The 17,050-nt window shown below is 69.4% G+C and carries 15 protein-coding genes; 5 read left to right on the top strand and 10 right to left on the bottom strand.

Going from position 1 to position 17,050, the window contains the following annotated elements; genetic code table 11:
• Nucleotides 1-7 precede the first annotated feature (7 nt).
• Nucleotides 8-568 (bottom strand): GNAT family N-acetyltransferase, encoded by a 561-nt coding sequence (locus tag P0R32_RS02595; protein ID WP_276238371.1) that lies wholly within the window; start codon nucleotides 566-568, stop codon nucleotides 8-10.
• A complete protein-coding gene (locus P0R32_RS02590) occupies nucleotides 565-933 on the bottom strand; it encodes a universal stress protein (protein WP_276238370.1) in 369 nt (122 codons plus the stop codon). The genes P0R32_RS02595 and P0R32_RS02590 overlap by 4 nt, the downstream gene beginning before the upstream one ends.
• 124 nt (nucleotides 934-1,057) lie before the next feature.
• Here P0R32_RS02590 and P0R32_RS02585 point away from each other — a divergent pair, with 124 nt between their 5' ends.
• Complete coding sequence (locus tag P0R32_RS02585) at nucleotides 1,058-1,891, top strand: DUF5806 family protein (RefSeq protein WP_276238369.1); 834 nt, start codon at nucleotides 1,058-1,060, stop codon at nucleotides 1,889-1,891.
• Nucleotides 1,892-1,930: 39 nt separating this feature from the next.
• On the opposite strand, the gene P0R32_RS02580 is transcribed toward P0R32_RS02585, so the two are convergent.
• From P0R32_RS02580 to lipA, 6 genes are all read right to left on the bottom strand, one after another.
• Entirely contained in the window at nucleotides 1,931-3,109 is a 1,179-nt protein-coding gene (locus P0R32_RS02580) for an inorganic phosphate transporter (RefSeq protein WP_276238368.1), read from the bottom strand.
• On the bottom strand, nucleotides 3,106-4,017 hold the full coding sequence (locus tag P0R32_RS02575) for a hypothetical protein (protein WP_276238367.1): 912 nt from the start codon (nucleotides 4,015-4,017) through the stop codon (nucleotides 3,106-3,108). Before P0R32_RS02575 ends, P0R32_RS02580 begins: the two co-directional genes overlap by 4 nt.
• 128 nt (nucleotides 4,018-4,145) lie before the next feature.
• The gene (locus P0R32_RS02570) at nucleotides 4,146-5,699 is read right to left on the bottom strand and encodes a dihydrolipoamide acetyltransferase family protein (protein WP_276238366.1); all 1,554 of its coding nucleotides are present in this window, start codon (nucleotides 5,697-5,699) and stop codon (nucleotides 4,146-4,148) included.
• Between the two features lie 2 nt (nucleotides 5,700-5,701).
• Entirely contained in the window at nucleotides 5,702-6,706 is a 1,005-nt protein-coding gene (locus tag P0R32_RS02565) for an alpha-ketoacid dehydrogenase subunit beta (RefSeq protein WP_276238365.1), read from the bottom strand.
• 4 nt (nucleotides 6,707-6,710) lie between these two features.
• Nucleotides 6,711-7,826, bottom strand: coding sequence for a pyruvate dehydrogenase (acetyl-transferring) E1 component subunit alpha (gene pdhA / locus P0R32_RS02560; protein WP_276238364.1), 1,116 nt, complete (start codon nucleotides 7,824-7,826; stop codon nucleotides 6,711-6,713).
• 228 nt (nucleotides 7,827-8,054) lie between these two features.
• Nucleotides 8,055-8,987 carry a lipoyl synthase gene (gene lipA / locus P0R32_RS02555; RefSeq protein ID WP_276238363.1) on the bottom strand — a complete coding sequence of 311 codons (933 nt, stop codon included), beginning with the start codon at nucleotides 8,985-8,987 and terminating at the stop codon, nucleotides 8,055-8,057.
• Between the two features lie 137 nt (nucleotides 8,988-9,124).
• Between lipA and P0R32_RS02550 the strand changes: the two genes are divergently transcribed.
• Nucleotides 9,125-10,528 carry an MATE family efflux transporter gene (locus tag P0R32_RS02550; RefSeq protein WP_276238362.1) on the top strand — a complete coding sequence of 468 codons (1,404 nt, stop codon included), beginning with the start codon at nucleotides 9,125-9,127 and terminating at the stop codon, nucleotides 10,526-10,528.
• A 156-nt stretch (nucleotides 10,529-10,684) separates the two neighbouring features.
• Here P0R32_RS02550 and uvrB read toward each other — a convergent pair whose 3' ends face one another.
• On the bottom strand, nucleotides 10,685-12,769 hold the full coding sequence (gene uvrB / locus P0R32_RS02545; protein ID WP_276238361.1) for an excinuclease ABC subunit UvrB: 2,085 nt from the start codon (nucleotides 12,767-12,769) through the stop codon (nucleotides 10,685-10,687).
• 311 nt (nucleotides 12,770-13,080) lie between these two features.
• On the opposite strand from uvrB, the gene P0R32_RS02540 reads away from it, so the two are divergent.
• A complete protein-coding gene (locus P0R32_RS02540) occupies nucleotides 13,081-13,350 on the top strand; it encodes a DUF7553 family protein (RefSeq protein ID WP_276238360.1) in 270 nt (89 codons plus the stop codon).
• A gap of 48 nt (nucleotides 13,351-13,398) precedes the next feature.
• Complete coding sequence (locus P0R32_RS02535) at nucleotides 13,399-14,547, top strand: tubulin/FtsZ family protein (RefSeq protein WP_276238359.1); 1,149 nt, start codon at nucleotides 13,399-13,401, stop codon at nucleotides 14,545-14,547.
• A gap of 27 nt (nucleotides 14,548-14,574) precedes the next feature.
• Here the strand turns inward: P0R32_RS02535 and P0R32_RS02530 are convergent, their stop codons facing one another.
• Nucleotides 14,575-15,204, bottom strand: coding sequence for a transcription antitermination protein (locus P0R32_RS02530; protein ID WP_276238358.1), 630 nt, complete (start codon nucleotides 15,202-15,204; stop codon nucleotides 14,575-14,577).
• 81 nt (nucleotides 15,205-15,285) lie between these two features.
• Here P0R32_RS02530 and P0R32_RS02525 point away from each other — a divergent pair, with 81 nt between their 5' ends.
• Nucleotides 15,286-16,905 carry a stage II sporulation protein M gene (locus P0R32_RS02525; RefSeq protein ID WP_276238357.1) on the top strand — a complete coding sequence of 540 codons (1,620 nt, stop codon included), beginning with the start codon at nucleotides 15,286-15,288 and terminating at the stop codon, nucleotides 16,903-16,905.
• Nucleotides 16,906-17,050: the final 145 nt, after the last annotated feature.

Here is a 17,050-nt window from a genome sequence, read left to right as displayed (position 1 = left end):
GGGACCCCTACTCGGGGTCCGCCAACCGCGCGGTCATCTCCAACTCGAACGACTCTGCGTCGCTCGTCTCGAACCCGACCTTCTTGTACAGGCCGACCGCCGCGCGGTTCCACCGCTCGACGGTGAGCCACACCTTCTCGACGCCGTTGGCGGCGCCGTGGCCCAACAGCGCCTTGATGAGGTGCGTGCCGATGCCCGCGCCCTGGTACGCCTGCAGGACGAAGATGGCGAGTTCGTAGGCGTCGCCGTCCTGGACGAGCGTCGCGTGGCCGGCGACCGCGTCGCCGTCCCACGCGATGACGTTGAACCCATCGCCCCCGAGGATCGTCTCCAGCCACGAGCGCACGTCGGCCTCGCGACTCGGTGGGATCCCCTGTGCGCGGTCGGCGGGGTCGAAGTCGGTGTACATCCGCACGAGCGCCTCGAACTCGGCTTCGCCCTCCTCGCCCTCGGCGCTGGGCGGGTACGGGCGGACCTCGATGTCGCGCCCCTCGCGGTCCTCGAAGGTGAGTGGGGGCGGCGCGAACGGGCCGGCGCGTTCGTCCGGGTAGATGCGGTCGCCGCTCATCTGACCAACTTCACCGAGACGTGGGAGTTCAAGAGGACGAACTGGGCGATGCTGCCGAGGTTGATCTTGCCCATCGGGCTGGTCTCGCCGCCGCCGAGGGCGATCATGTCGAAGCTCTCGTCCTCTGCGATAGCGACGATCTGGCTGCCCGCGTCGCCGTCGACCCGCCTGATGTCGGCGTCGAGTCCGGCGCCCGACAGCACGTCGCGGACGCGCGATTCCACCTCGTCCGGAGTCCGATCGGAGCGAGGGTTCTCGACGACCGCGACCGTGAGGTCGTCGCCGGCGACCCGGGCCCGCTCGACGGTGTCCTCCAGCGCCCGAAGGGAGTCGTCGCTCCCGCCGATGCCCAGCAGTACCTTCATGCGCCGACGGTCGGCAGGCCCGGACAAAAGCGTGCCGCCGCCGACACCTCGACGGCGCGGGCGCGTCCGCCGCGCGTCCGACGACGGGGACGGGTTTTTAGCGGTCGCTCGGCTACGGGCGCGCATGAGCGACGACGCGGCGACCGACGGCGGCGAAGAACTCGTCGACGCGGCGGGGGGCGAGTCCGGCGAGGAGCGCGCGGACGCCGGGACCGACACCACCGCCGTGGACGCGGCGAGCGACGACGCCGAGGGCGTCGAGGCGACCGAGCACGGCGAGGAGGACGCTGCCGACGCCGCTGTCGACGACGCTGCTACGGACGCTAGTGCCGCCGAGGCCGGTGCCCCCGACACCGACGAAGACGACGCCGCAGACGCCGACGGGTCGGTGCCTGGGCCTGACGTCGGCGCGGACGTACCGGGGGCAGCCGAGGACGTCCCGGCGGACGTGCAGAAGTACGACCGCTTCCAGAAGATGGAGCGGGCGGAGTACGACCGCGTCAACGAGTTCCTGCGCGACCGCACGTACGTGACGGCGCGCGAGTGGGCTATCGCGCGGCTGTGTGCGGACTTCCGCACGGAGACGGGCGTCGAGATGACGAAGATCGGTGAGAACCTCCCGCGGCTCGTCCCGTTCATGACGGACACCTACACCCCGCAGGCGGTGAACCAGGCGCGCGCGGCGTTCGAGGAGAAGGTGCGCAAGGCGGGCGCGACGTTCCTCTACGGCGCGATGTCGGGGTTCTTCACCGCCGAGGACCTGGACGACGTGATGTACGAGTCGACGGAGGTCGCGAAGTTCCTCCTGGAGGTTGAGGGCGCGGACCTCGCCGTCGAGGAGGAGTTGGCCGCCGAGGACAAGATCTCGTCGGTGATGCGCGACGTGCGCGAGGCCAGCGCGGAGGTGCGCGGCGAGGAGGTCAAGTGCCCCGAGTGCGGGCACGTCCACGAGTCGTAGTCCGATCCAAGGCGTCTGCGCCGACCGCAGCAGGCCGGGTCAGAGCCCGAACAGCGGCACGAAACGGAACGTGAGGTAAGAGCCGACCGTCGCGATAGCCGGGACGACGTTCTGCATCAGCACGACCCGGGCGGTCGTGACCGGATTGAACAGCGACCCCGGCTCGGGGATGTCGTCGGCGTCCTCCGTGCCGATGGGCGGCAGGTCCTCACCTTCTTCGTCGGCCGCCAGTGCGTCGACCGAGACCGGCGCGCCACCGTCGCCGGCGGCCACGTCGCGGACGGTCATCGGTCGGGTGGCTCGCCCCCAGCCCAACCCGACGATCGACATCGTCGCGATGATGACGAAGCTCGCGGGGATGCCGAGCGCCGACAGGAACACGACCAGCGTCGAGGAGACCGACGCGACGACGATCGCCGCGGTGAGGGGGAGCTCGGTGATGTCGCTGCCCATCGTCTCCAAGGTCCGCCGAGCGATCGTGAACGCCCCGACGGTGACGGCGACGCCGCCGAAGACGATGGCCGGGTTCATCGCCAGCGCACCGCTGCCGACCAGCGGTGCGACGGCGTTGGCGATGTTCGAGGTGCCCGAGGAGAACGCCATCAGACAGCCGATGGCGACGACGGTGACCGTCCCGCCCAGTTCCCGGCGGTTGGTCGTCCGGTGGACTCGTGGAATGGGGACGATGCCCGACCGGTCGACGTCGAACAGCGGCCCCGAACTGCGCTCCATCGCGACCATCCCGTTCAGCCGGGCGTAGAAGTACCGGCCGATGATCAGCGACACCCAGAAGCCGACGATTGGCGAGACGACCCACCAGATGACGATCTCACCCATCACGGCGAGGTCCAACACGCCGCCAGCCAGCCCGAGCCCGGCGATCGCACCCACGGCGGTCATCGACGTCGAGGCCGGCACGCCGAACACGTTGCCGACTAAGAGCGCGACGCCGATGAAGAACAGCACCGCGATGGAGGCTTCGAGCGTGAACACGCCCGTGTCGGTGACGAGTTCGGTCCCGAGTTTCGTCACGACGTTGCGGCCGAGCGTCCACGCGCCGACGAAGAAGCACACGCCCATCAGCGCCGCGGCGACGGGTTTCGAGATGGCGTCGGCGCCGACGGCCGGCCCGAACGCCGGCCCGGTGGTCGACCCGCCGATGTTGTAAGCGACGAACATCGACACGAGGACGCCGGCGACGAGGAGGACGCTGATCATCGGTCGTCGTCCTCGTCCGCGTCGTGCTCGTCGTCTGCCTCGGCTTCCTCGTCTTCGTGGTCTTCTTCGTCTTCCTCGTCTTCCTCGGCTGCCAGCCGCTCTTCCAACGTCTTCTCGACCGTCTCGTCCACCGTCTCCTCGACCGTCTTCTCCACTGTCTCACCGACGGTCTTCTCCACGGTCTCACCGACGGTCTTCTCCACGGTCTCGCCGACCTTCTCGTCTACCGTCTCCTCGACCGTTTCCTCGACCGTCTTCTCCACTGTGTCCCCGACGGTCTTCTCTACGGTCTCTCCGACCTTCTCGTCTACCGTCTCCTCGACCGTCTTCTCTACCGTCTCCCCGACGGTCTTCTCCACGGTCTCGCCCACCTTCTCGTCTACCGTCTCTTCGACCGTCTTCTCCACTGTCTCACCAACCGTCTTCTCTACGGTCTCTCCGACCTTCTCGTCTACTGTCTCTTCGACCGTCTTCTCTACCGTCTCACCCACGGTCTTTTCGACAGTCTCTCCGACCTTCTCGTCTACCGTCTCTTCGACCGTCTTCTCCACTGTCTCCCCGACGGTCTTCTCCACTGTCTCCCCGACCGTCTTCTCGACAGTCTCGTCGACGGTCTCCTCGACAGTCTTCTCCACTGTCTCGCCGACCGTCTCGTCTACTGTCTCCTCGACCGTCTTCTCCACCGTCTCCCCGACCGTCTCGTCGACGGTCTCTTTGACGGCGGTCGACATCCAGTTCGGGTCGAACCGAGCCATCTTCCAGACGACGTGGAGGACGTACGAGATCAGGACGCCGAAGCCGAAGGCCAGCCCGACGCCGGTCCCGGCGACGACGATCAGGCCGACCGAGAGCGCGATCAACAGCCCGTACGTCAGGTCGACGATGGAGTCGACGCGGCTCGGATTCACGGCGCACCCGGAGCTGATACTGCCCGTCCCGGGAGAACGAACCGAGACTCGTTAGCTGTGAAAAAACACATACCTTAGTTAGTCCGCGCTCGCGCAAGTACCTTGGCAACGAGTGGGCTCGTGCCGGGTCAGTCCAACAGCAGCAGCGACGGGTTCTCCAGCCGCTCCATCACGTAGTTGGTGAACTGACCGGCCTCGGCGCCGTCGATGACGCGGTGGTCGATCGACAGCGACAGCGGGAGCGTGCTCGCCGCGCGCACTTCGCCGTCCTCGGCGACCGGACGCTCGTCGATGGCGCCCAGCCCCATGATCGCCGTCTCGGGGTAGTTGATGATCGGCGTGGCGTACTCGCCGCCGATGGCGCCGAAGTTGGTGATCGTGAACGTGCCGCCCTGCATCTCCTCGCGCGTGACCTTGCGGTCGCGGGCGCGGGTCGCGAGGTCGTTCACCTCGTTGGCGAGTTCGAGGATGGACTTCTCGTCGACGTTCTTCACGACCGGGACCATCAGGCCCGCGTCGGTGGCGACCGCGATGCCGAGGTTGTACTCCTTCTTCAGGAGGATCTCTTCCTCCTCTTCGCGGAGTTCGGAGTTGAGCGTGGGGAACTCCTTCAACCCGGCCACGAGCGCCTTCATCACGAACGGCATGTAGCTGAGCTTCACGTCGCGCTCCTCGGCGTGGGCCTTCAGTTCGGCGCGCGTGTCGACCAACTCGTCGACGACGGCGGTGTCGTGGTGGGTGACGTGCGGCGCCGTGTACTTCGAGCGCGACATCTGGTCACCGATGGTCCGACGGACGCCGCGGTACGGCACCGACTCCGGTTCGCGCGAGGCGGCGGCGCCGTTGCCCGCCGCGGCGGCGGGCGTGGGCGCGCCGGTACCCTCGGCCTCGGCGGCCTTCGCCTCTTTCACGGCCTGCGCGTACTGCTGGACCTGTTCGGTCGAGACGAACGCCTCGCCGTCGCGGGTCTCGTCGGTCGGCACGTCGTTCAGGTCGACGCCCGCGTCTTGGGCGGCCTTCCGAGTCGCCGGGACGGCGAGAGTCCGGTCGCGACCGGCGGCCTCGACGGACGAGGGGGCCGCACCGGCGGCGGCGGACTCGCCCTTCTTCGAGACGGCCGACTTCTTCGAACCGACGTCCACCTGCTTGGGTCCGGTCGACTCCTCGGCGTCTCCGTCGTCAGCGCCCGACTCGGCGTGGGCGCGCACGTCACCCTCGGTGACGCGACCGCCGGGGCCGCTCCCCTCGACGGCGCCGATGTCGACGCCGAGTTCGCGGGCGAGGCGGCGTGCCGACGGCGGCGCGAACACGCGACCGCTCGACGGGGCGGGCGCCTCCTCGGGCGTCTCCGCCTCGGCTTCTGCCTCGGGTTCCGACTCCGATTCGGGGGCCGACTCCGTCTCGGCTGGCGACTCCGTCGCCGCCTCGTCCCCGTCGTCGCCGTCGACGTTGTACGTGATGATCACGTCGCCGACGGGCACCATCTGGCCCTCCTCGGCGTGCAGTTCCTTCACCGTCCCGTTGTACGGCGAGGGCACCTCGACGAGCGCCTTGTCTGTCTCGACCTCCGCGACCGGCTGGTCCTCGGTGACCGTGTCGCCGGGTCCGACCAGCCAGTTGACGAGTTCCCCTTCGGCGACGCCCTCGCCGACGTCGGGGAGTTTGAACTCCTTCTCAGCCATGGTCAGAACTCGACCGCCTCTTTGATACCGTCGGCGACTCGCGCCGCGTTCGGCATGTAGTAGTCCTCCATCGCGTACAGCGGGTACGGCACGTCGTAGCCCGTGACGCGCTTGACCGGCGCCTCCTGGTACAGCAGCGCCTCCTCTTGGAGGGTCGCGGTGATCTCACCCGCGAGGCCACCCGTCTTGGGCGCCTCGTGGACGACGCACGCGCGACCGGTCTTCTTGAACGACTCGACGATGGACTCGCGATCCAGCGGCGAGACGGTGCGCAGGTCGACGACCTCCGCGTCGATGCCCTCCTCGGCCAACTCCTCGGCGGCTTCGAGGCTCGGGCGCGTCATCGCGCCGTAGGTGAACACGGAGATGTCCGACCCCTCGCGGCGGGTGACGGCCTCGCCGATTGGGACCTCGTAGTCGCCCTCGGGCACCTCGCCGCGGAACGCGCGGTAGATGAGCTTCGGCTCCATGAACACGACCGGGTCCGGGTCGCGGATGGCCGAGATGAGCAGCCCCTTCGTGTCGTACGGGGTGCTCGGGATGACGACCTTCAGGCCGGCCTCGTGAGCGTAGAACGCCTCCTTCGACTCGGAGTGGTGCTCGGGCGCGCGGATGCCGCCGCCGTACGGCATTCGGAGCACCATCGGGAGCGTGTAGCGACTGCGCGAACGGGTGCGCAGGCGGGCCATGTGGCTCACGATCTGGTCGAAGCCAGGGTAGGCGAACCCGGAGAACTGAATCTCGGGGACGGGCTTGAGCCCCATCGCGGCCATCCCGACGGCGGTGCCGATGATGCCGGACTCGGCCAGCGGCGTGTCGACGACGCGGTGTTCGCCGAACTCGTCGTACAGGCCCTCGGTGGCCCGGAACACGCCGCCGTTCTTGCCGACGTCCTCGCCCATGACGAGCACGTCGTCGTCGAGGTCCATCTCGGTGGCGAGCGCGTCGCGCACCGACTGTACGAGCGTCAGGTTCTGCGTGGCTTGGTCTTGTTGTTGACTGCTCATGGTATCACTCCTCTAAGAACGCCTCGTCGCCGTACTCCTCGCGCAGTCGCGCGAACTCCTCGGCCTGCCGCTGGATCTCCGGCGTCTTCTCGGCGAACACGTGGTCGAACATCGTCGAGGGGTCGGGCCGCACCGTCGACTCCGCGGCGTCGATGGCCTCGGCCACCTCCTCGCGGACGGACTCCTCGATGGTCTCGACGCGGTCGTCGTCGAGGATGCCCTGGTTGCGGAGGAACTTCTCCAAGCGTGGGATCGGGTCTTTGCGCTTCCACTCCTCGACCTCCTCGTCCTCGCGGTAGACGGTCGGGTCGTCGGCGGTCGTGTGTGCGCCGAAGCGGTACTGGACCGCCTCGATCAGCGTCGGGCGGAGTTCGCCCTCGCCGGGGTTCTTCGCCTTCTCCAGCGCCTCGGTCGTCGCCTTGTAGACGGCCAGCGGGTCCATGCCGTCGACCTGGACGCCCTCGAAGCCGTAGGCGACCGCCTTCTGCGCCAGCGTCTCGCTGGCGGTCTGGCGCTCGCGCGGCACCGAGATGGCCCACTGGTTGTTGTTACAGAAGAAGACGGTCGGCGTGTCGAACACGCCCGCGAAGTTCAGCCCCTCGTGGAAGTCGCCCTCCGAGGTCGCGCCGTCGCCGAAGTAGCAGATGAACGCCTTGTCGGTCTCGCCGCCGTTCTTCAGTTTGTCCGCCCACGCCATCCCCGTCGCGTGGGGCACCTGGCTGGCGATGGGGACCGCCGGGGTGAACACGTTCGCGTCCTCGGGGATGAGGCTCCCGCGCTCGTCGCCCATCCAGTACAGCAGGGTGTCGCGAAGCGGCAGGCCGCGCACCAGCGCGGCGCCGTGTTCGCGGTAGGAGGGGATCAGCCAGTCGTCCTCGGCGAGTGCGAACGCCGAGCCGACCTGTGCACCCTCCTGTCCGGACAGCGGCGGGTACGTCCCCATCCGCCCCTGTCGCTGGAGGGACACCGCCCGCTCGTCGAAGTGGCGGGCGAGTTTCATGTGGCGGTACATCGCGACGAACTCCTCGTCCGAGAGGTCTGGGACGTCGCCGACGACGCCGCCCTCCTCGTCGAGGACCTGCACCATCCCGTCGCGGGGGTCGGGTTCGAGCGTACTCACAGTACCCACCTTCGCATACCAGAGTGCTGTTCGCCCCGCGTGATAGTGTTTTCGTAAATAGTTTACTGTGCACAGAAATACTGCCAAGAACTGCCAAGGCGTCGATTGTCACCCCTCCGAACTACAAATTCATCCAATCAACGGGTCGCGTGAGGCAGATTGATCGGTGAACGGACAGAAAGCCGCACGTATTCTTGACAATCGTTGATGTAGGCGCCGCGGCGGCGGTCAGTCTGCGGCGTTGGCGGCCGCCCGTGCCTCCTCGACGCTCGCGCCCTCGCGGAGGAGCGCCTCGACGAAGAACTCGCCCGCCTTGTACGACGAGCGGACCATCGGGCCGGAGGCGCAGTAGAGGAAGCCCAACTCCTCCTCGGCGACCCGCTCCCACGTGTCGAACGCGTCCGGGTGGACGTACTCGAACACGTCGAGGTGCGAGCGCGACGGCTGGAGGTACTGGCCGAGCGTGACGATGTCGACGCCGACGTTGCGGAGGTCCCGCAGGGTGCGGTACACCTCGTGGTCGTACTCGCCGAGACCGAGCATGACGCTCGTCTTCGTGTGGATGTCCGACTCCTCGTGCACGCGTTCGAGCACGTCGAGCGTCTGTTCGTAGTTCGCGCGGCGGTCGCGCACGGGCCACTGGAGGCGCTCGACCGTCTCGATGTTGTGGGCGATGACGTCCGGCCCGGCGTCGACGATGCGGTCGACGGCGTCGGGGTCGCCCCCGAAGTCAGGGATCAGCACCTCGACGAGCGTCTCCGGGTCGCGGCGTTTGATCTCGCGGATCGTCTCGGCGAAGTGGCGCGACCCGCCGTCGGCGAGGTCGTCGCGGTCGACTGAGGTGAGCACGACGTACTCCAGTCCGATCTCCGTCACCGCCTCGGCGACGTTGGCGGGTTCGTCGGGGTCCAGCGGCTCCATGCCGCCGGTCTCCACGTCACAGAAGTTGCACCCGCGCGAGCAGCGGTCGCCCATGAGCATGAACGTCGCCGTCCCGGGGCCGTCGCGCCCGGACCAACACTCCCCGAGGTTGGGGCAGTTCGCCTCCTCACAGACGGTGTGGAGGTCGTGGTCCCGGAGGGTCGACTTGATCTCCGTGAAGCGCCGACCGGACGGCGGGCGCATCTTCAGCCAGTCCGGCTTCCGCCGCCGACTACTCATACCTCTCCCTTCGGCGCGGGGGGCAAAAACGTGCGGTCCCACGTCGCTCCCGCGGACCTGCCGACTGCGACCGTCTCGGGTACCGTTGGAACCGATAGAGATTTAATCAACGATTTAGATGATAAATTCATATCAGGATGCTTGACGTGTCGTCCGAGGAGATCACGGACGGGCCGCTGGGGCGTGCCCTCGCGTTCCTGTCGCTGCCGATCGTCGCCCAGCAGCTCGCCGTGACCGCCCAGAGCATCGTCGACGTGCTCTGGCTCGGCCGACTCAGCGGGGAGGCCGTCGCCGCCGTCGGGCTCGTCGCACCGCTCATCGGGCTGATGATGGCCCTCGTGGGTGGCGTGTTCACCGGCGAGCACGTCCTCGTCTCCCAGCGCGTCGGCAACGACGACGAACGGGGCGCCAGCCGCGCGGTGTTCCACGCGCTGGTCGCCGGCGTGGCGGTCATGCTGGTCATGGTCGCGGTCACGACCGCCTTCGGTCGACCACTCGCCGGCCTGTTCGACCCCGGTCGAGAGGTCGTCGGGCTGGCGGCGACGTACCTCGCGGCGATGGCCGGCGCCTACACGATATCGACCGTCAGCGACGTGTTCGAGTACGGTTTCATCGGCGCGGGCGACTCGCGCACCCCGCTGTTCGTCAACCTCCTCTCCATCGCGATCAGCATCGGGCTCGACCCCGTGCTCATCTTCGGCTACGGCCCGATCCCCGGGTTCGGCATCGCCGGCGCCGCGTACGCGACGGCCATCGGCTTCGGCGTCGGTGCGGTCGTCATGGTCGCCGCCGCAGTGTGGGCCGACCGTGGGTTCACGTTCCACCTCGACGCCGTCTCCCTCGACATCGCGGAGTTCCGCGAACTCGTCGGCGTCGGCGCCCCGAAGGTCGGGCAGGGGGTCGCCCGCCAAGTGGCCCGCCTCGTCGTCGTCGCCATCGTCTCGGTCACCGGCGGCGCGGCGGCGCTGACGGCGTATACGATCGGCGCCCGGGTCGCCACGGTGGTGTTCGTCCCCGCCGCCGCCATCGGCTCGGCGGGAACGACGCTCGTCGGCCAGAACCTCGGTGCGGACAAGCCCGCCCGGGCGACGCGGGCGACGTGGCTGGGCGTCGGCGTCGGTGCGGTCGGCCTCGGTGCGATCGGGATCGTCCAGTACCTGTTCCCGACGGCGGTCGCGACGCTGTTCGTCCCCGGCATCGAGGGGCAGGCGCTCGCGCTGTCGGTGGCGTACCTCCAGATCCTCGCGTTCGGCTACTGGGCGCTCGGCACCATCTGGACGGTCGAGGCGGGCTTCAACGGCGCCGGGCGGACGGACGTGAGCATGTACGCGACGATGCTGCAGTACTGGGCGGTCCGGGTGCCCGTCGCCGCCGTCGGCGCGTTCGTCCTCGGGTGGGGTGCCCTCGGGCCGTTCTGGGCGGTGACCATCTCGAACGTGGTCGCCGCCGTCGGGTTGGTCGGCTACTTCCACTACTCGACGGGCGACGGCCTCCACGAGCGCGCCGCCGAGTCCGCGGGCGAGGCGGCGTCGGCGGACTGACCGAGGTCGGGGGCGCGTCGTTCGTGGACTGTTCGGCCCACCGGACCTCGCCACCGCTCTCCGTGGCCTCCCGTCGGTCGGCCTCGCTTTGTTCTTGGGCCGCGGGCCCGCGAGCGCGCCGTCGTTCGTCGAAGGCCTCCCTGCGGTCGGCCTCGCTCAGAACGCGTCGTCGCCGGGGTCGATCCCTTCGGTGTCCTCGGCGGGCGGTTCGATACCGACCGCCTCCGGGTCGACGTCGAACTCCCGACGGAGGTCCTGCATACGGTCACGGATGTCCGCGGCCAACTCGAACTCCAAGTTGCTCGCGGCCTCCTCCATGCGCTCTTCCAGCGCCTGGATCCGGGCCTGGGCCTCCTCCTCGTCGGCCACGTCGGTGCCGGCGAGGCCAGAGGTGTCGGTCTTCGACCCGGGGAGGTTCGTCTCGCCAATCTCCTTCTCGATGGTCTGTGGCTCGTAGCCGTGCTCTTCGTTGAACTCGCGCTGGATCTCGCGGCGGCGCTGGGTCTCCTCGATGGCCGACTCCATCGCGTTCGTCGTCTTGTCGGCGTACAGGATCACCTCGCCCTCGACGTTGCGGGCCGCCCGGCCCATCGTCTGCACGAGCGTCGTCTCCGAGCGGAGGAACCCCTCCTGGTCGGCGTCAAGGATGGCGACGAGGCTCACCTCGGGGATGTCGAGCCCCTCGCGCAGGAGGTTGATGCCGACGAGCACGTCGATTTCGCCGAGCCGCAGCGAGCGAATGATCTCGTGGCGCTCCAGCGTGTCCGTCTCGTCGTGCATGTACGCCACCTCCACGCCGGCCTCTTCGAGGTACTCGGTGAGGTCCTCGGCCATCCGCTTCGTCAAGGTGGTGACGAGGGTGCGCTCGCCGCGCTCGATACGGTCGTCGATGCGGTCCATCAGGTCGTCCACCTGCCCCTGTGCGGGTTCGACGGTGACCTCGGGGTCGACGAGGTGGGTGGGACGAACGATCTGCTCGACGATCTGTTCGGAGCGCTCGCGCTCGTAGTCGGCGGGGGTGGCGGAGACGTACAGCCGGCGGTCGGTCTTCTCCTCGAACTCCTCGAACGTGAGCGGGCGGTTGTCGTAGGCGGTGGGCAGGCGGAAGCCGTTGCCGACCAGCGAGTCCTTCCGCGACTTGTCGCCCTCGAACTGCCCTTTGATCTGCGGGAGCGTCTGGTGGGACTCGTCGATCACCGTCAGGAAGTCGTCGGGGAAGTAGTCGAGCAGCGTGTACGGCGCGTCGCCGGACTCGCGGTCCGACAGGTGGACGGAGTAGTTCTCGATGCCCGAGCAGTAGCCCGTCTCCTGGAGCATCTCGATGTCGAAGGTGGTGCGCTCCTCGATGCGCTGGGCGGCGACGAGGTCGCCCTGCCGCTCGAAGTACGCGACGCGTTGCTCCATCAGCTCCTCAATCTCCGAGACGGCCTGATCGATCTGCTCCTCGGGGAGCGAGTAGTGCTCCGCCGGGTGGATGAGCGCGGCCGGCTCCTCGCTGACGACCTCGCCGTTCACCACGTCGACCTTGCGCATGCGGTCGACTTCGTCGCCCCACAGCTCGATCCGGACGGCGTGGCGGCCGTACATCGGGAACACCTCGACGGTGTCGCCGCGCACGCGGAACGTCCCCTGCTGGAAGTCGACGTCGTTGCGCTCGTAGTTCAGGTCGACCAGCTTCTTCAACAACTCGTCGCGACCGATCTCTTGGCCGACCTCTACCTCCAGCGCCATCCCGCGGTAGTTGTTCGGGTCACCGAGGCCGTAGATGGCCGACACCGAGGCGACGACGATGACGTCGTCGCGGGTAAGCAGCGACCGCGTCGCAGAGTGGCGCAGGCGGTCGATCTCGTCGTTGATGGACATCTCCTTGTCGATGTAGGTGTCCGTCTGCTCGACGTACGCCTCGGGCTGGTAGTAGTTGTAGTAGGAGACGAAGTACTCGACCGCGTTGTCGGGGAACAGGTTGCGGAACTCCTCGTACAACTGCGCGGCGAGCGTCTTGTTGTGGGCGATGACGAGCGTCGGCGTGTCCAACTCCTCGACGACCCACGAGACGGTGTTCGTCTTGCCGGAGCCCGTGACGCCGAGGAGGGTCTGTTCGGTCATCCCCGACTCGTAGCCGTCGACGAGTTGGCGGATGGCCTCGGGTTGGTCGCCCGCGGGGTCGAACGGGGCGTCCACGCGCAGGGGCTTCTCGGCCTCGGGACGGTCTGGCGAGAGCGGTCCCTCGGATTCGCTCATTGACGGTGTGTGGGGTGGGAAGCACTTGACGAGCGCGGTCGAACGAGCGAACGGAGTGAGCGAGAGAGACCGCGAAGGACGGCGGCGAGGTGTGCGTGGTCGACCGAAGGGAGACCACGCCGCCCGAGCCGCCCAGGACCTGCGCGGCCAGACAGACGTTCTTAGCGAGGCAAACGAACGAGACCACGAGAGCCGAGCCGCCCCTCGAAGGGGACGCACTCCTCGTCTCGGAGGGGGTCGACGCGTCACCGACGGCGGCGACGTTCGCGAACGCCGAAACGCCTACCTCCCGAAGTAGAGAACCACACGGTATGACACGACAACTGCTGACGGACGCGAGCGAGCACCTCCGACGGGCCGCCGACGCGACCGACGGCGACACAGCAGCGCGGTTCGAGCGCGTCGCCGACGCGCTGGCGAACGCGGCCGAGGCCGACGCCGGCCCCGACCACGGCTGGATGGCCAAGCGCATCCACACGATCCGCGACGCCGCGAGCGACGCCGGCACGGAGGCGGCCGACCACGCCGAGGCCGCCGTCGAGTGCATCAGCGAGTACCGCGAGGGCGTCCCCGGCGTCTGAGGGCCGACTGGTACCCCGATTTATGTCGAGTGGGTCCCATCCTCGGCCATGAGAATCGCCGTCGTCGCCGTCGGACAGGCTGGCGGAAAGATCGCTGACGCGCTCCTCCGGTACGAACGCGACAGCGAGGTCGACTTCGTCGTCGACGCCGTCGCCGTCAACACCGCCCGCGCGGACCTCCTCGGACTGCGCGAGGTGCCGCCCGGTAACCGCGTGCTGATCGGCGGCGACCGCGTGAAGGGCCACGGCGCCGGCGCCGACAACGAACTCGGCGCCGAACTCGCGCGCGACGACATCGGCGAGGTGCGCGACGCCGTCGACGCGATCCCGACGAGCGACGTGGACGCGTTCCTCGTCGTCGCGGGACTCGGCGGCGGCACCGGGTCTGGCGGCGCACCCGTGATCGCCAGCGAGATCCGGCGGATCTACGAGGAACCCGTCTTCGCGCTGGGCGTGCTCCCCGCCCGCGACGAGGGGGGCATCTACACGCTCAACGCCGCGCGGTCGCTCAAGACCGTCGTCGACCACGCCGACGCCACCCTGTTGTTCGACAACGGCGCCCACCGCGAGACGGGCGAGAGTCTGGCTGGCGGCTACAGCCGCGTCAACGAGACGATCGCCCGCCGGATCGGCGTGCTGTGTTCGGCGGGAGAGGCGACCGATCCGACGCCGGAGAAGGTCGTCGACGCCAGCGAGATCATCAACACGCTCGGGCGAAGCGGCGGCGTGGCCTCAATCGGCTACGCGTCGACGCCGCTCGACCGCAAGCGAGGGTTGTTCGGCGGATTCAAGCCCGTCTCGGAGGACGCGCTGGAGTCGACGACGCGCGTGACCGCGACCGTCCGGCGGGCGGCGCTCGGAAACCTCACTCTGCCGTGTGAACTCCGCGACGTGGAGCGGGCACTCGTGGTCGTGAGCGGGCCACCGGAGACGCTCTCGCGCAAGGGGGTCGAAGACGGCCGCGCGTGGTTGGAGGAGGCGACCGGGACGCCCGAGGTTCGCGACGGCGACTACCCCCTGCGCGACACCGACCACCTTGCGGCGCTCGTGCTGCTCGGCGGAGTGACCGAGGCGCCGCGCCTGCGAGAACTCCGTGCCGCCGCCGTCGAGGCGCAACGCAACGTCGCCGCCATCGCCGAGCGTGCCAACCTCTCGGCGGGCGTGTGGGACACCGAGGGGCTGGACCCGCTGTTTTGACCGCCCGTCGGGGGCGGCGTCGTGGCCTCAGCAGACGTTCTTCGGCTTGACGCCCATCGACTCCAGCGTCGTGACGTAGTCGTCGTACGCCGCCTCGACCACCGCGTCGGCCGCCTCGCGGGCCGCCGTCCAGTCGTCGTCGCCGTCGCAGACGGTCGCGAGCAGGTCGAGCGCGTCGTCGAGACGTTCGGAGAGGTCGTCGCGGACGCCGCGGAAGTCGTTCGAGGAGGCGGGGTCGGCGTCGCCGACGAAGAAGCCGACCGTCTGCTCGGCGCGGGTGTGGGTGACGACGAGTCGGGCGTACAGGCCGCCTGCGCGTTCGACCGTCTCGTCGAGGTCGTCCAGCAGGTCGTACTCGGGGTAGTCGTGCACGTCGTCGGCCTCGGGGTCGACGCCCGCGTCAGCCACGTCACGGTGGCCACGGGCGTCCTCGGCCACGTCGCCGAACAGCGCCGCCGCGTCGCCGTTGGCCTCCCCGGCGCTCCACGCCTCGAACGTCCGGCCCGCGAGGGCGAACTCCGCGGCGACCGCCGCGCGGACGGCGTCGGCGTCCATCTCGCCGCCGGTGAGCGCGTACAGCGACTTCGAGGAGCCGAGTCGCGACAGCGGCGTCTCGTTGTCGTCGCGGAACTCGTCGGAGAAGGTGGCTGCGTCCATACCCAGACGTACAGCGGTGTGGCGCTTCAATCCCGCGACGCCGGCGACACCCTTACCTCACACCCCTCGGTGGTCAGTGCTATGTCACGTCCCTCCGACGGGTCGCGGTCGGTCTCCGGCGCGCTGAGCGCCGCGGGTCGACTCCTCCGCGACCGTCCCGCCGTCGTCCTCCCCGCGTACCTGCTCGCCGTCGGCCTCACGGGCGCCGCACGCGTCCCGGTGCTCGTCGGCCTCGCCGTCGCCGTCGGGTCGCTGGCCGTCACCGGACGACTCGAACGACTCGTCCGCGCCGGCGTCGAACTCCAGGAGGCGGTCCGCGAGACCGACGCGACGGGGGCGGGTGGCCTCGGCGGGGCGGGCGGTGGACAGGGCGTCCCCGACCCCGCGGTGGACGCCTTCGGCGACGCCGTCGCCAACGCCGTCACGCCGACGGTCGTCGCGGCGGTCGGCCTCGGCGTCGTCGGTGCCTTCGTCGTCGGCTACCTCGCGCGAGCGGTCGCGGCGGCGGTGACGTACGGCACCGTCTGGGCCGGCCTTGACGGTCGCCGACCCCTCGTCTCGGGCGTCCGCGCGGCGGGCCGGTGGCGGACGTTCCTCGGCATCGCGCTCGTGCGGAGCGTCGTCACGCTCGTCGCGCTTGGACTACCGCTGTTCGTCGGCCTGAACCTCGCCGTCTCGCCCGTCGTGCTGGCCCAGCAGGACGCCTCGGCGGCGGCCGCCCTCGCGGTTCTGCTGGTCGTCGCGTTGACCGGTCTCGGCGTCGTGGTCGTGCTCGTCGCGGCGTTCCTGCTCGTGTTCGCCGAGTCCGCCGCCGTGGTCGACGACCGCGGCGCGTGGGGGTCGATCCGGGCGAGCCTCGGGTTCGTCCGCCGTCAGCCGGGCCAGTCGGTCGGGTTCGCGCTCGTCGCGGTCGGCGCGTACGTCGCCGTCGCGGTCGGCGTCGGCGTCGCCAACGCCGCCGGCGCCGGCAGTCTCGGCGGCATCGTGCTCCCGCTGCTCGTCGCGCCGTTCCTCGACGCGGGGGCGACCGCGCTGTACGCCGGCGTCGACGACGCGGACGGAGCAGCTGCGACCGACGCGACCGACGACGACCGACCCGGGGTCGCGGACCGACTCCGGCGTGGCCTCGCGCTCGGGTGGGCTGAGTTACGCGGCTTCCTGCGGAGCCACCCGCTGTCGGTCATGGCGGCGCTCGGTCTCCTCACCGGAGGGATCGCAGCGGGGTACGCACTCACCGCGCCGTACGGTCTGGCCGCCGCCGGCCCCACCGACGTGGCCGGCGTGTTCGGCGCCGTCGCGGTCGGCCCGTTCGTCACCATCGCGGCGAACAACTGGCTCGTGAGCGTCGGCCTCGCCTACGGCGGCGTCGCGTTCGGCCTCCCCGCCGTCTCGGGGTTGGTGTTCAACGGCGTGCTCGTCGGCGCGCTCGCCGGCGTGTTCGACCGGACGGCGTTCCTCGCGCTCGTCGCCCCACATGGCGTGCTCGAACTGCCGGTCATCGCCGTCGCAGGCGGACTGGGCCTCCACCTCGGGGGCGTCGGCTGGCGAGCGGTCCGGGGACGGGCGGACGCCGAGACGGTCGCCGGCGAACTGGAGCGGGCGGCGTGGGTGCTCGTCGGGATCGGGATCTTGCTGGTCGTCGCGTCAGCCATCGAGGCGTTCCTCACGCCGCGGATCGCAGCGGCGGTGCTGGGCGGGTGAGCGCCGAAACTCGGCGCTGTGAACTCATCGGCAGCAGCAGCTCGTGGTAGCGCCGCGACTGCGGCGCTCGCGCATGTCCGTTCAGACAGTTTGTTCGTCGATAACCCAATCCAACAGAAGAACGAGAGCGGGCGCTGCGACGAGA

Source organism: Halobaculum marinum (assembly GCF_029338555.1).
Taxonomy (GTDB): domain Archaea; phylum Halobacteriota; class Halobacteria; order Halobacteriales; family Haloferacaceae; genus Halobaculum; species Halobaculum marinum.
This window is presented reverse-complemented; position numbering and strand designations above follow the sequence as displayed.

Bases quoted from the DNA above. Each gene is read 5' to 3' on its own strand.
- P0R32_RS02595 (WP_276238371.1), bottom strand. From the start codon at position 568: ATGAGCGGCGACCGCATCTACCCGGACGAACGCGCCGGCCCGTTCGCG.
- P0R32_RS02590 (WP_276238370.1), bottom strand. From the start codon at position 933: ATGAAGGTACTGCTGGGCATCGGCGGGAGCGACGACTCCCTTCGGGCG.
- P0R32_RS02585 (WP_276238369.1), top strand. From the start codon at position 1,058: ATGAGCGACGACGCGGCGACCGACGGCGGCGAAGAACTCGTCGACGCG.
- P0R32_RS02580 (WP_276238368.1), bottom strand. From the start codon at position 3,109: ATGATCAGCGTCCTCCTCGTCGCCGGCGTCCTCGTGTCGATGTTCGTC.
- P0R32_RS02570 (WP_276238366.1), bottom strand. From the start codon at position 5,699: ATGGCTGAGAAGGAGTTCAAACTCCCCGACGTCGGCGAGGGCGTCGCC.
- P0R32_RS02565 (WP_276238365.1), bottom strand. From the start codon at position 6,706: ATGAGCAGTCAACAACAAGACCAAGCCACGCAGAACCTGACGCTCGTA.
- lipA (WP_276238363.1), bottom strand. From the start codon at position 8,987: ATGAGTAGTCGGCGGCGGAAGCCGGACTGGCTGAAGATGCGCCCGCCG.
- P0R32_RS02550 (WP_276238362.1), top strand. From the start codon at position 9,125: ATGCTTGACGTGTCGTCCGAGGAGATCACGGACGGGCCGCTGGGGCGT.
- uvrB (WP_276238361.1), bottom strand. From the start codon at position 12,769: ATGAGCGAATCCGAGGGACCGCTCTCGCCAGACCGTCCCGAGGCCGAG.
- P0R32_RS02540 (WP_276238360.1), top strand. From the start codon at position 13,081: ATGACACGACAACTGCTGACGGACGCGAGCGAGCACCTCCGACGGGCC.
- P0R32_RS02535 (WP_276238359.1), top strand. From the start codon at position 13,399: ATGAGAATCGCCGTCGTCGCCGTCGGACAGGCTGGCGGAAAGATCGCT.
- P0R32_RS02530 (WP_276238358.1), bottom strand. From the start codon at position 15,204: ATGGACGCAGCCACCTTCTCCGACGAGTTCCGCGACGACAACGAGACG.
- P0R32_RS02525 (WP_276238357.1), top strand. From the start codon at position 15,286: ATGTCACGTCCCTCCGACGGGTCGCGGTCGGTCTCCGGCGCGCTGAGC.